The organism is Paraburkholderia sp. (assembly GCF_028283785.1).
Taxonomy (GTDB): Bacteria; Pseudomonadota; Gammaproteobacteria; order Burkholderiales; family Burkholderiaceae; genus Paraburkholderia.
The window spans coordinates 774,135-787,706 of the sequence record NZ_JAPWKB010000005.1 but is presented as its reverse complement, the minus strand read 5'-3'; the positions used below and the strand labels follow the sequence as shown (position 1 = coordinate 787,706).

The 13,572-nt window shown below is 63.8% G+C and carries 8 protein-coding genes; 5 read left to right on the top strand and 3 right to left on the bottom strand.

The annotated features are described in order from the left end of the window. Nucleotides 1-8: 8 nt before the first annotated feature. Both PW947_RS07505 and PW947_RS07500 read right to left on the bottom strand, forming a co-directional pair. Complete coding sequence (locus PW947_RS07505; protein ID WP_299630501.1) at nt 9-1,565, bottom strand: sensor domain-containing diguanylate cyclase; 1,557 nt, start codon at nt 1,563-1,565, stop codon at nt 9-11. Between the two features lie 150 nt (nt 1,566-1,715). Further along, nucleotides 1,716-5,357 (bottom strand): ATP-binding protein, encoded by a 3,642-nt coding sequence (locus PW947_RS07500; protein ID WP_299630499.1) that lies wholly within the window; start codon nt 5,355-5,357, stop codon nt 1,716-1,718. Between the two features lie 296 nt (nt 5,358-5,653). Here PW947_RS07500 and PW947_RS07495 point away from each other — a divergent pair, with 296 nt between their 5' ends. The 4 genes from PW947_RS07495 to PW947_RS07480 all read left to right on the top strand — a co-directional run bounded on the left by PW947_RS07495 (nt 5,654) and on the right by PW947_RS07480 (nt 11,458). Then, a complete protein-coding gene (locus tag PW947_RS07495; protein WP_299630498.1) occupies nt 5,654-7,354 on the top strand; it encodes a PAS domain-containing methyl-accepting chemotaxis protein in 1,701 nt (566 codons plus the stop codon). A 578-nt stretch (nt 7,355-7,932) separates the two neighbouring features. Further along, nucleotides 7,933-8,205 (top strand): hypothetical protein, encoded by a 273-nt coding sequence (locus PW947_RS07490; RefSeq protein ID WP_299630497.1) that lies wholly within the window; start codon nt 7,933-7,935, stop codon nt 8,203-8,205. Nucleotides 8,206-8,631: 426 nt separating this feature from the next. Continuing rightward, nucleotides 8,632-9,621, top strand: coding sequence for a DedA family protein/thiosulfate sulfurtransferase GlpE (locus PW947_RS07485; protein ID WP_299630496.1), 990 nt, complete (start codon nt 8,632-8,634; stop codon nt 9,619-9,621). A gap of 112 nt (nt 9,622-9,733) precedes the next feature. Further along, a complete protein-coding gene (locus PW947_RS07480) occupies nt 9,734-11,458 on the top strand; it encodes an FAD-dependent oxidoreductase (RefSeq protein WP_299630495.1) in 1,725 nt (574 codons plus the stop codon). 194 nt (nt 11,459-11,652) lie between these two features. Here PW947_RS07480 and PW947_RS07475 read toward each other — a convergent pair whose 3' ends face one another. Continuing rightward, nucleotides 11,653-11,937, bottom strand: a complete 285-nt coding sequence (locus PW947_RS07475; RefSeq protein ID WP_299630494.1) for a hypothetical protein — start codon at nt 11,935-11,937, stop codon at nt 11,653-11,655. Between the two features lie 497 nt (nt 11,938-12,434). Between PW947_RS07475 and PW947_RS07470 the strand changes: the two genes are divergently transcribed. After that, complete coding sequence (locus tag PW947_RS07470) at nt 12,435-13,559, top strand: aminotransferase (protein WP_299630492.1); 1,125 nt, start codon at nt 12,435-12,437, stop codon at nt 13,557-13,559. Nucleotides 13,560-13,572 lie beyond the last annotated feature (13 nt).

The following is a 13,572-nucleotide window of genomic DNA, read 5'->3' as shown; positions in this document are numbered from 1 at the left end:
TTTTGATCTTATGGAAGTCTTGGTTCGTCCGCTTCGTCCAACGCCTCCGACGATGCGAACCGGTAGGTGCCCTTTCCTGCCGCTTTTGCTGCATACAACGCTTCGTCGGCCCGCTTCAGCAGCGATTCGAACGACTCGCCGCGCGTCGCGAACGCAATCCCGATACTGACGCCGATTCGCGCCGTCGCGCCATCCGACAGCGTGTACGACGCCGACAACCGCGCGATGATCCGCTCGGCCAGCGCGATGCACGCCTGTCCGGTGGCCTGCTCCATCGCCACAGCGAGTTCGTCGCCACCGATCCGCGCGGCGGTCGTGTCCTTGCGCAATGTCTTCGCCAAACGCCCCGCGACGCTTTTCAGCACCTCGTCGCCGGCATAGTGGCCGAGTGTGTCGTTGACGTTCTTGAAGCCGTCGAGGTCGAGATACATCAACGCGAGTTGCGGATCGTAGTGCGCCGCCTCCAGCGACAACAAACGCTCGACGCGTCCCCTCAAGTCGCGCCGGTTCGGCAGGCCGGTCAGCGGATCGTGCCGTGCCCAGTGCAACATTTTCTGTTCTGCCCGCCGCCGCTCGGTGACATCCTCGATGATGATCACCGTGCTGCCGTCCGGCACCGGATTGCGCGTCATTTCCAGTTGGCGCTCGTCGTCGAGCTGCACGTCGAGCGGCGCGAACCGTCCGCTGAGCCAGGCCGCGCATCGCGCGACGAGTTGCAATCGCAGCGTACCGCCCAGTGTGGTCCGCGCGAGCTGTCCGATGAATTCGGGGAAACGCGTGTTCAGCCGCATCGCGTCGGATCTCGCGCCGAACAGTTCGGCCGTGCGCGAGTTGGCGATCTGCACGTAGCCGCTTTCGTCGACGGTGCACAAGCCTTGCGGCATATGCGTCAGCGCGGCGTCGAACTGCGCGGCGAGTCGCGCGTGCTTCTGCTCGGCGGTCATCAGCGCGACCAGGCTTTCGTAATGCCGTCGCACGATCGACACCATTCCGGCGACGTACAGAAACAACGGGGGCACCAGAATCCAGTAGGTGGTGTGCGGCGCGAACAGTGCGCCGAGCGCGATCGGGATCGCGCCGAGGCAAATCTGCGTCTTCGCGAGACGCGGCAACGCCGCGTTTTTCGACGCGATGCCGCCCAACGTGCCGGCCGCGACCATGATCGCGACCGTGTCGAGTCCGGAATCGCCGGACATCACGCACGCGCACGCACCCAGGCCCAGCAACACGGTTGCCGCCAGCGCGAGCGGCGCATAGCGCGCGGCACTCGTGGCCGCCTGCTCTGCGCCCGATTGCGCGCGTTGTTCCCAATACGCGTGCACGAGTCCGAGCCGCGCCGCCGTCAAGCCGACATCGATCGCGAACCACGCTGCCGCCCACGCTTGATGCAGACGGATCAGCGCGATCAGCGAGACGAACGCGCTCGCAGCCGCCGCCATGATCAGCGATTGCCGGTCTTCGAACAGCCGTGACAACAGCGACGCGCGGATAGCCGGCGTCATCCCGATGTCGCCGACAGCCGGCGTCGCGAGAATCGCGTGATGAAAAAAAGTCCTGCCGTTCATGTTGCCGCATGCGCCGGGGCGAAATTGTCCAAAGCGGTCCCACAGCGCTGCTTCATGGGTTTACGGACGATCAGCGGGTTTTGTTTATAGCGCAAGGCTTACCGATGCCTGGCGCAAACCCACAACGGGCGTGGCTTTTCGTATGAGCAATCAATCGAGCGACGCGGTGTCGATGCTGAAATGCGCGCGCAAGGCGTCGTGCAATCCGACCGCATCGGCTTCGATCGCGGTGCTCCATTGCGTGCTGGTCTGACTCAGGCGTTGCAGATCGCGGCACCGTCGCGCGAAATCCGGCTCATCGACGATCAGGAACGCGCCGCCCGCGCTGTGCGCCCAATCGCGTAACGCCGCACGGTCGTGCGCGTCGATGATGCCGGACAGCCTCGGCAGGTCGGTGGTCAGATGCGCTTTCAGCATCTCGACATAGCGCGCCTTGTCCGCGACGATCGGCGGCGCAGGTTTTGCGTCGGGCGCTTGCGCGGTGTTTTCCACGTTTTCCACGTCGCCTGGATCGCCGCTGTCGGCGTCGAGCGCGAGCGCGCCGAGCGCGTTCTCCAGTTCCTTCAGCGACGCCGGCTTCGCGACATAGCCGGAAAATCCCCGCTGACGCCATTCGCCCGGCTGAAGATGATCGCTGACGGCGCTATACGCGAACACGGGCAAACCGGGATGCGTGTCGCGCAATGCGTCGAGCAACGCGTAGCCGTTCATCACCGGCATGTGGACATCGGTCAGCACGAGATCCACTTCGATCCGTTCCAGCGCGACGAGCGCCTGCTGTCCATCGCCGACCACCGTGGATTCGCAACCGAGCGCCGCCAGTTGCTCGGCGATCAACGCCTGATTCAGCGGATTGTCCTCGGCGACCAGCACCGCGAGGCCGCGCAGCGGCAACGATGCGCTATCGTCGGTCGCGGCCGGGGTTGGGATGGCGGTTGCGTCGCTGCGCCGCTCGCTTTCCGGCAACGCTGCGGCCGTAGACGGACCCGCGCCCGACGCAGCCAGATCGACCGCAGACAGAATCGCGCGATGGCTGAATTCGCCGGTTTCCCACACGCCGTCGCGGCACGCCGCCGGACGCAGCGGTCCGTTGCGCGTGATCCAGACCGCGCCGACCGCGCCCGCTTCGCGCAAGCCGGTCACGACATCGAGCGGAAATTCGCCGGTGACGACCAACGCATCCGGACGGCCGACGCGCAACCGCTCCGATGCCGCGTCCGGCGTGCCGACGCCATCGACACGCCAGCCTGCGCGACTCAGCCACGCCGCGAGTATCTGACCCGATTCGCGCTCCTGACACAGCGCGAGCACACGACCGCGCGTCTGCGGCGACGATTCAAGCGGCGCAACGGAGGCGTCGGACGTGTTGTCCGAAGCGTTGTCCGAAGCGTTGTCTGACGCGCTGGCGAGATCGAGCGGAATCGACGCGATAAACGCGCTGCCGACACCCGCGACGCTCTCCACGTCGATCCGGCCGCCCATCAGTTCGCTCAATCGCGCGCAAATCGACAAGCCCAGTCCCGTGCCGCCGATTCGCGGCACAGCTTGCGCCGCATCGCCCGACGCATCGTCGCCGCTTTTGACGCTGTCGCCCTGCACGAAAGGCCGGAAGATGCGCGCGACCAGCGGCGGGTCCATCCCGATTCCCGTATCGCGCACCCGACACGTCAGCACGGCCCGTCCGCCAACGCCGGGCGCTAGCTCGGCGTTCAGCGTGATCTTGCCGGTCGGCGTGAATTTGAATGCGTTGCTCAACAGGTTGTTGACGATCTGCGCGATTCGCGTCCGGTCGCCGCGCACCGCACTGTCGAGCGTCGGCGACAAGTGCGCGTAGAACCGCACCGGCCGGTCCGCCGACATCGGCGCATACGACAGCGCGAGGTTTTCCAGTTCGTCGATCGGACGGAACGTCTCGTCGATCAGCTTCATTTCGCCCGCGTCGATCTTCGAAAAATCGAGTATGTCGTTGACGATGCGCCTCAGCGCATCCGCCGCAACGCCGAGCGAACGCAGCCGCGTTTCGTGCGCGTCGAGGCCGGGCGCGCGTTGCAGCAGTTCCAGATTGCCGAGCAGCGCGTTCAGCGGCGTGCGGATTTCATGGCTCATCGCCGCGAAAAACGTCGAGCGCACCCGGATCATCGTTTCCGCGCCCGCACGCGCATCGCGCAGGCTTTGCTCCAGCGCGTGCTGTGCGCTGATGTCGAGAATCGCGCAGAACAGCACGTCTTCGCCCGCATGACGCGCGACGGCGCAGGTCAGTTGCAGATATTGCGCATCGGCGATGGTGCTCGCGGCCTCGCGGGACGGAAGACCCGGAGTCTCTGCGACCGGCGAATCGGGCAGCGCACGCACGGTCGCCACCGCGATTTTCGCCAGCGCGGACGCGTCGTCGGCGGACGGCAACTGGCCTTCGAGCGCGCCCACGATATGCGCGGGAAGGCGTTGCGCGTCGGGCCCGAGATGCAACAGCGCACGGGCATTCGCGTTCGCGGTCAGCACCGAATAATCGCGCCGCCGCACGATGCACAAACCGATCGGCGTCGCGCTGACCAGCACATGATTGATCGTCTCGCTTTCGAGCGCGCGCGCGGTTTCGTCGTGGGTTCGATGCAGCAGACGCAACCCCCACACGCGCGCCATCACCACGATTGCCATCAGCAGACACAGCGCCAGCGCGCCGATCACCGCCAGCTGCCACGCGAGCGCGGCGAACAGCGCGGGCCACGGCAGCACGCCCGCCAGCGCGCCGAAACCGGGCGCGAGCGGAGCGATCTGCATGGCGCCGTCGCGCGTATAGCGATGACTGCGCGACTGACTCGTGGTGGCGTGCGCATCCAGCGCGTTGGCGAGCAAACGGCGTTCGACGTCGGGCGCGAGCGGCGGCGAACTCAGCGCAAGACGCTGCGACGGCGCGATCAACAACAGGCTCCCGCCCGATGCGGGGCGCGATAGCTGTGCGGCAAACACGCTGACCGGAATCGTCATCGCGACGAGCGCGAGCGGCTCGCCGTGGGCGACGGGTTGGCCATCAGGATTGCCGTCGTCGTTGCCGTAATCCGCAGTGACCGCCGTCATCACCGGCACCTTCAGCAGCGGATCGATATAAGGGCCCAGCGATACATATTCGCCGGGCCGGGGCACGCGTCGGCCGGTTTGCTTCAGGAACTCGCGCAGCAAGGTGCCGCGCAGGCTCTCGATGGTTTGCGCGGCGTCGAACGACATGCCCACCGACGGCGTCAACAGTGCGTAATCCTCGGTCAAGCCCACGATCGTCGCGCGATAGTTGAGATTGAACGCGCGCTGGGTTTCGACCGCCGACTCGCCGACGTCCACCAGCCGCTGCAACTGCGGTCGCAGCGACGGGCTCCACTCGCGCTGCGTGGACGGCCCGATCAGCAGATCGAAACGCGCCGCGCCGGTGGCCGTATCGACGCTGGCTGCGCCGGTCCGACGGATCGCGGCTTCAACGCTAGCAGGCGGCCAGCCGGTATCGCGCGACACGCCGCCGTGCTCGCGCTCGTGCGCGAGACTGAGCGCCGTGCGGCGCAGGAACGACACCTGGAGATTCAGCTTCAGCGCCACGTCGGACGCGTATTGATTGACCAGCGCGGCGCGATAGTCGAGATGAGTCGATGCGGTAAGCACGACAAGCAGCAGCGCCGCAATCGCGACGACCGCCATCAACGACGCGATGGTCACGAGATAAACGACGCGCTGCCGCCGGGTGTTCTCCGCGAGCGTCGCAAAAGCCTGAGACAGCGACGCCTGCGTGTGATCGAGAGGTGTCTGCATCGGTCGGCTTCGTTTTAAAAAGAAAGCGGCGATCGGCTCAGTGTAACGCCGTGAAATGCATCTTCCGACGCTGCGCCGACGCTTGCACCGCACATTTTTCGCATAGTCGCGCGGCGCGTTTTCCTTTGCTGAACAGTTATCGGGCGCGTCGGCAAAACTCTGCATTAACGGCAAATTGGACCGCAAACCTGAGTGGAATACTGGGGAAACCCTAAAGCTTTTTGATCTGGATGCCGTTATGCGTGGAGGAAATAGAGGGGCGCGCATCATTCGAGCGCCTGCCAGCAAGGAATGCCATGCGTAACAATCAGCCCGTTTCACAGCAGGAATACGAATATTCGTCGGCCCAGATGCTGGTGTCGGCGACCGATCTCACCGGCCGCATCCAGTACTGCAATCCGGCCTTCATCGCCGTGTCCGGCTTTTCGAAAGAAGAGCTGATCGGCCAGCCGCACAACGTGATCCGTCATCCGGATATGCCGCGTGAGGCGTTCGCCGACTTGTGGAACACGGTCCGCGAAGGTCGTCCGTGGACGGCGCTGGTGAAGAACCGGCGCAAGAACGGGGATCACTACTGGGTGCGTGCAAACGTGACGCCGGTCGTCGAACGCGGCACGGTGGTCGGTTATCTGAGCGTGCGCGTGAAGCCGTCGCGCGACGAAGTGCGCCACGCCGACGCGCTGTATGCGCAACTGCGTGAAGGCACGTCGCACGCGTACAAGTTGCGTCGCGGTGTGGTCGTGCGCACGGGTCTCGCCGGACGCTTGCAGGCTGTCATGCGTCTGCCGGTTGGGACGCGCGCGGCGTTCGGTTACGCGGCGACGCCGCTGGCGCTGCTGGCAACCGGTCTGGCTGCATGGGGCGGCACGCCGCCCGCGCCGTTCTGGCTCGCGTTCGGCGTCACCGCTGCGATCAGCGCGGTGTCGTGGGCGATGATGTCGCGTCAGATGGCCGGCCCGATCGGCGATATGTCGGCGTTCGCGACGCGAATGGCGGCCGGCGACCTGACCGCCGATCTCACGATCGTGCGTCACGACGATCTCGGCGACGTCTTGCAGGCGCTGAACCAACTGAAGGCGAATCTCGCCGCGATCGTCTCCGACGTGCGCTCGCAGATCACCGGCATGCTCGACGCAGCCCGCGAGATTTCGAGCGGCAACGTCGATCTGGCCCGCCGCACCGAAATGCAGGCGGCCTCGCTCGAAGAAACCGCCGCGACGATGGAAGAACTGACGACCACCGTGCAGGCCAACGCCGACGCATCGGTACGCGCGCTCGACCTCGCGAAAGACGCGCAGGAAGCGGCGGCGGTCGGCGGCAATATCGTCGGACAGGTCGAACAGACGATGGCCGGCATCACCACGGCATCGCGACGGATCACCGATATCGTCGGCGTGATCGACGGGATTGCTTTCCAGACCAATATCCTTGCGCTGAACGCAGCCGTCGAGGCTGCCCGCGCAGGCGAAGCCGGCCGCTCGTTCGCGGTGGTCGCGGGCGAAGTGCGGATGCTCGCGCAACGCTGCGCGGCGTCGGCGAAAGAGATCAAGACCGTGGTCGAGGCGACCGTCACCGAAGTGCAGCAAGGCACCGAACTCGTGTCGCGCACGACCGCGCAAATGCGTTCGATCGACGCTGCGGTGGGCCGCGTGTCGTCGATCATCGTCGAAGTGGCGAACGCCAGCAGCGAGCAGGCCGAAGGCATTCGCCAGGTGAATCAGGCGGTCTCGCATCTGGACGGCGCGACGCAGCAGAATGCGGCGCTGGTCGAGCAGGCCGCCGCCACGGCGCAACGCCTCGCCGAACAGGCCGATGTGCTCGACGAAGCCGTGCGTCTGTTCACGGTGGCGAACGGCGAACCGATGCGTCGCGCGAAGCCGGTTCGTGCGACCGCGCGTGTCGATGCGGGCGCGGCTGCCATTGCGCCGTCTTACGACACGCACAAGACGTCTGCCACCCAACGCGTCGAACGGGACAGCGAAGCCGAAGTCATCTGATCGTCAGATAAATCGGCGTTACTCCCACCTCGACAAAGCGGGCGCGTCAGCCCAACATAAATTCCGTCACCGCCCGTTTGTGTGGGCTGGCTGACCCGAGTAACAACGGCGTTTAGCAGCCCGGCCATTCTGATGGACGGGCTACTTTTTTGCAGCCCGCCGGGGACACGTCGCGCGACTTCCCTTGAAGCCGCGCGACGTGTGCAGTTTGCATTTCTTCCATCGTCATTCGACATCTGCCCTTCGCGGCAAAAAATACCTTGGTCGCTTCCAGTCACCGGTCAAAATAGCCTGTTTTTACGCACGATCGTGCGGCATAACGGGCATGCGGTACAGCGCATCGGCGTGACACGCCCATGACAACGCGTGGCGTCGGAAAGACACGACAAAAGTCGTGCGCGACGTGCGAAAAATGCCCTCGGCGAAACACTGACTCGCGTTAAACTGACTGATATCGGACGGCAAGGCTGGCGCTGCATGCGCCTCTCGGGCGAATGCCGCCGGTTCGCGTTGCGCGAAAACACGGCGCGCGCACTGCCCGTACAATGGTCATGAACAACGAAACGAGGACAACTTCGATGCGCACTACCGGGTCTTCCGGGTCAATGGCCCTGCTCACCGAATACGACGACGCAACGGCGCGCGAACTCCGCTCGCTGCGCCTCGAATCGACAGAAGACGGTAAAGGCATACTTCTGATCGAAGTCGATGAACGCAAGCCGGGGATTCACCGCGAAGTGCGTTACGAAATCACACCGGCCGAGCTGATCGCGGCAATCCGCGCGCACGGCGCAGAGCTGCCGGGTGAACAGCACAACCACAATCACACCACGCATACGCATCGCACCTGATGTGATGCCTCGAACCGGCGGCACGGCTTTCGTCCGTGGCCGCCGGTTCTGCTTTTGCGGCTCGCGGCGTCCATCGCCGTGCCTCACGTGGCCGCCCTGTCGAAGCACGATGTCCCAGATAGTCGCGCAAATGGCCCGCCGTTCGCGCGTTGCCGTTCGATCGGGTTCGACGCTTCGGCCGTCGTCCCAGCGTGGTCGCGCCGCAGCAGGTATCGTTAGGCATCCCGCGCTTCTACCTGGCGCTTGAAACCGCCGCGCCCGACACCATGTAAGCAGCTTCCGCGGCAGGCGGTGTCAACGCGTTCGATTCGTCGTCGCGAGGTGCCCCGCATCGCCTTTCCGGACGCTTGCACGTCTTGAAAATGCGTCCATAATCATTGACTTCCCTACCCGCTTGCCGCCGGAAACGGCTGCGCAAGTAAGCCGATGCTACATGATCTCGTCGCGCATTACGGGCCTGCGCTGATCTTCGCCAATGTGCTCGCCGCGTCGCTTGGGCTGCCGGTGCCGGCGCTGCCGTCGCTCGTACTGTTCGGCGCGATGGCCGCGATGCATCCGGGCTCGGTCGGCTCGCAGATTGCGCCGGTGCTGGTGCTGTCGGTATTCGCCACGTTGATCGGCGATAGCGCCTGGTATTTCGCCGGGCGCATATACGGCGGCAATACGCTGAAAACTATCTGCAAACTGTCGCTATCGCGCGATAGCTGCGTGAAAAAGACCGAGCGTTTTTTTGGGCGCTGGGGCGTGCGCGTGCTCGCCGTCGCCAAGTTCGTGCCGGGCCTGTCGATCGTCTCGATCCCGATGGCCGGCGCGATGCGCACGCCGTATCGCAACTTCCTCACTTACGACGGCATCGGCGCGGCGTTGTGGGCGGGCACCGGGCTGATCGTCGGCGCGCTGTTCGCGCAGCAGATCGACATGCTGTTCGCGGCCGCGAGCCGCCTCGGCCGCACGGCTGCCGTGGTGGTCGTCGCGCTGCTGTTGCTGTATGCGACGTATCGTTGGTATCGGCGTCGTCAACTGATCAAGAAGCTCGACACGGCGCGCATCGAAGTGGAAGAACTCGCGACGCTGATGGCCGAAAATCATTCGCCGGTCGTGTTTGACATCCGTTCGGACGAAAAGCGCAAGCTCGACCCCGAAGCCATTCCCGGCTCGATTTCCGCCGACGAACGGCAGCTCGACCAGATCATCGCGTCGTATCCGCCGACGCAAAAACTGGTGATTTACTGCTCGTGTCCGAACGAGATTTCGGCGGTATGGATGGCGGGCAAGCTCAGCGAAGCCGGTTTTGCCGATGTGCTGCCGTTGCGCGGCGGCCTCGATGCCTGGCGCGAAGCGGGGCGTCAGGTCGAAAAACTGCCGGTCGAATCCGGTCAGATCGTGGATATGGGCATTGCACCGAACGCGGTGTGATTGCGCGATGAATCGTCCACCGTCCGTTGAATGCGTGTTTTCCGCATCGCCGGACTGCCAGTTTCCGCATTGCCAGATTGCCGATTTTCGAATTGCAAGAAGGAGCGTGTAGATGGCTTCAACCCAGGATGTCGAAGGACAACAGCAGGTCATCGTGGCGGACGCGCCGTATTCGTCGCTCTCGACGCGGCAACATCAGATGTTCCCCGAACTGACGAAAGAGGAAATCGAACGGCTGCGCCGGTTCGGCGAGGTCCGCCAGTTCGAGGCCGGTGAGTTGCTGTTCCAGGCGGGCCGTCCCGGCCCGGGGATGTTCGTGACCTTGAAGGGACGCGTGCAGGTGTATCAGCGTGACGGCCTCGGTCGCGAGTTGCTGGTCGTCGAGCACGGCGCGGGGCATTTTCTGGCGGAGGTCGGGCAACTCTCCGGCCGGCCGGCGCTCGTGTCCGGCATGGCCATGGAAGCGGTCGAATCGCTGCTGATTCCGCCCGACCGGTTGCGTGCCTTGCTCGTCGCCGAAGCCGAACTGGGCGAGCGCATCATGCGCGCGCTGATTCTGCGGCGCGTCGGGCTGATCGAAAAGGGCGCGGGCGGCCCGATTCTGGTCGGCAAGAGCACGGATTCGCGGCTGGTTCGGCTGCAAGGGTTTTTGTCGCGAAATGGTCATCCTCATTCGGTGCTGGATGAACGTGACGAAGATATGTTGCGGGTGATCGAGCAGTTCAGCGCGAAGCCGGAAGACCTGCCGCTGGTGATCTGTCCGGACGGCACGGTACTGCGCCATCCGTGCGACGCCGAACTGGCGACCTGTCTCGGCTTGCTGCCCGATCTCGACGCGTCGCGCGTGTACGACATCGCGGTGGTCGGCGCGGGCCCGGCAGGTCTCGCGACGGCCGTGTATGCGGCGTCGGAAGGCTTGTCGGTGATCGTGCTCGATGCGCGCGCGCCTGGCGGTCAAGCGGGCGCGAGTTCGCGGATCGAAAACTATCTCGGCTTCCCGACCGGCATTTCCGGGCAGGCATTGGCGGGTCGCGCGTTCGTGCAGGCGCAAAAATTCGGCGCGCACGTCGCGATTCCGGTGAAGGTCAAGCGCCTGCATTGCGGCGAGTCGCCGAACCGGCTCGAACTGATGAACGGCGGCAGCGTCAGCGCACGGACCATCGTGATCGCCAGCGGCGCGGTCTACCGGCGTCCGGCAATTGAAGGACTCGACCGCTTCGATGGACGCGGCGTCTATTACTGGGCGTCTCCCGTCGAAGCCAAACTGTGCAAGAGCGAGGACATCGTGCTGGTCGGCGGCGGCAATTCTGCAGGCCAGGCCATCGTCTATCTCGCGACGCACGCGCGCAACGTTCACGTGCTGATCCGCCGAAGCGGCTTCGAATCGACGATGTCGCGCTATCTGATCGACCGGATCGCGTCGTTGCCCAATGTATTCGTGCATCCGCATTCGGAGATCAAACGCCTCGAAGGCGAAGACGGCGTGTTGTCGTCCGTCGTCCTGAAAGCGCCGTTACCGGATGGCACGACCAAGCTCGACGCGCGGCATCTGTTCCTGTTCACCGGCGCCGACCCGAACACCGGATGGCTCGACACATGCGGCGTCGAACTCGATTCAAAGGGTTTTGTGCTGACCGGTTCCGGAAGCGGTCATTCGTCGACATGCGACCTGGCCACGACGGTCGAAGGCGTATTCGCTATCGGCGACGCGAGAGCGGGTTCGACGAAGCGGGTTGCTGCGGCCGTTGGCGAAGGCGCTGCGGTGGTGTCGCAGATCCACCAGTTCATTGCCGAGCATGCCGACCACCCCGGCGAGGTGATGGCGCTGGGTGCGTGAGAGGTTTGGTTGAGACGAGTTTTGGATTCTGCATGAGCCCCTGTCGGTGAAAGTCTGACAGGGGCTTTTTTGTTTGATGTCGGGTGGGTCGTCGGCCTGAGCTGGAAAGGGTGGACCGGTATCGACTCATGATTTGAGTCGATTAGGCGGTGAATCGACTCACTGTCGAACGCCGTCGGCCTTCCCCCTCGCTTTCACCGATCGATCCGCGCCCGCAATTCCCGCGCGCTTTCGAGCAAACCCTCGTAGCCCGAGCGCGCATGTTCCGGCAAATCCGGATCACCGACGAATGCGCCCAGCGTCTCGATCAAGCTATACAGAATGCCCTTCGCGGCGCTTGTCGCGATGCTGCCGGACGTCACCATCTGATCGACGTGACTGACGGCTGCGTCCAGATGCGCAAGATCGGGACGGACACTGCCCGTCTCGCCAAATTGCTGCTCCGGTTCCTGCTTTTCCTGCGATACATCTCGCGTCATGATCGACAATCTCTCCGTGTGTAGCGGGTTGAAATCGTGTGGCCCGGTCAGGCCATGAATGAGACTGTAATGATGTTATATACCGATCGACACCGATCGTCCATGCGCCGGGTCGACCCATCGCAAGTCTCCCGAAAATCCTCACCTTACGGGCTAAAACGACGCGCCGCCTCGCTCGAATGATGTCGATCTATTACCTCACATCAACGCTCCGGCGCGCGGCAAACTTCCCGCGCAGCCTTATGTTTGCAGGCTTTTCCGTTTGACTGCCGGGTGTCGTTGCACGTTCAGTCCGGTCGATATGAGATGCGATCCAGGTGGCCAATTCCCATGCTCCCGAAAACACTCACCTTAACGGGCAGAAGTGGGCGGAATGGTTTCGGCGGCCCGAACAACAACAGTCCAAACGAGACAAATAAGTCTATAATGAAACACATTCGCTGACTAAGCGCTGGCTGGCTTTAGGCTCGTTGAGCGCGCTTTTGTGAGAGGTAGCTATGAAGATTCGGGAATTCGGCGTCGAGCGGTGGATGGATCTTTACGAGGACCATTGCGAGCTCAATCTCGCTGAAACATGCGTCGAGTCGTTGACGGTCGCGCAACTGCTCACGCTCGCAGGCCAGCAGGACACCATTCTCAGCGAGTTGTTGCCGATCAAACTGACCTACGGCGCGATCGATGGATCGGAGCGCCTTCGCGCGAACGTCGCGTCGCTCTATACCGCGCAAACGCCGGAGAACGTGCTGATCACGCACGGCGCCATCAGCGCGAATGCGCTCGTCTACGAAACGCTCGTCGAACCCGGCGACCACGTGGTTTCGGTGCTGCCCACCTATCAACAGCACTATTCGATTCCCGAAAGCTACGGCGCGAATGTCGATGTGCTGTGGTTGCGCGAACAGAACGGCTTCCTTCCCGATCTCGATGAACTCAAGCGAATCGTCACGGACAAAACTCACCTGATCGCGATCAACAATCCGAATAATCCAACCGGCTCGTTGATGGACAGCGCGTATCTCGCACGGCTCGTCGAGATTGCGCGCGCATGCGGCGCGTGGATTCTCTGCGACGAGGTGTATCGCGGCACCGATCAACACGGCGACGGCTTTACCGCGTCCGTCGCCGATCTCTACGAAAAAGGCATCAGCACGGGCAGCATGTCGAAGACGTGGTCGCTCGCCGGTTTGCGGGTCGGCTGGATCGTCGCGGCGGGCGAGTTGTTGCAACGGGTTCGCGTGCATCGCGACTACAACACCATCAGCGTCGGTCTGCTCAACGACCTGTTTGCGTCGCTGGCGCTCGAACATCGCGACGCCATCCTGCAACGCAACCACGGGATCCTCCGCACCAATCTCGCGCGCCTCGACGCATGGATTCAAAGCGAGCCCGCGCTGTCTTACGTCAAACCGGCGTCAGGGACCACCGCGCTCGTCCGCATCGACACAGCGGTCAGTTCCCGCGACTTTTGTGTCGCGTTGCTGGAAAAGACCGGCGTGATGTTCACGCCCGGCAGCGCGCTCGATATGGAAGGCTACGTTCGCATCGGCTACGCGAATAATCCCGACGTGCTCGATGCCGGGCTGATCCGCGTATCGGCGTTTTTGCGCAAATTCGGACAGTGAAATTGCGTTCGGG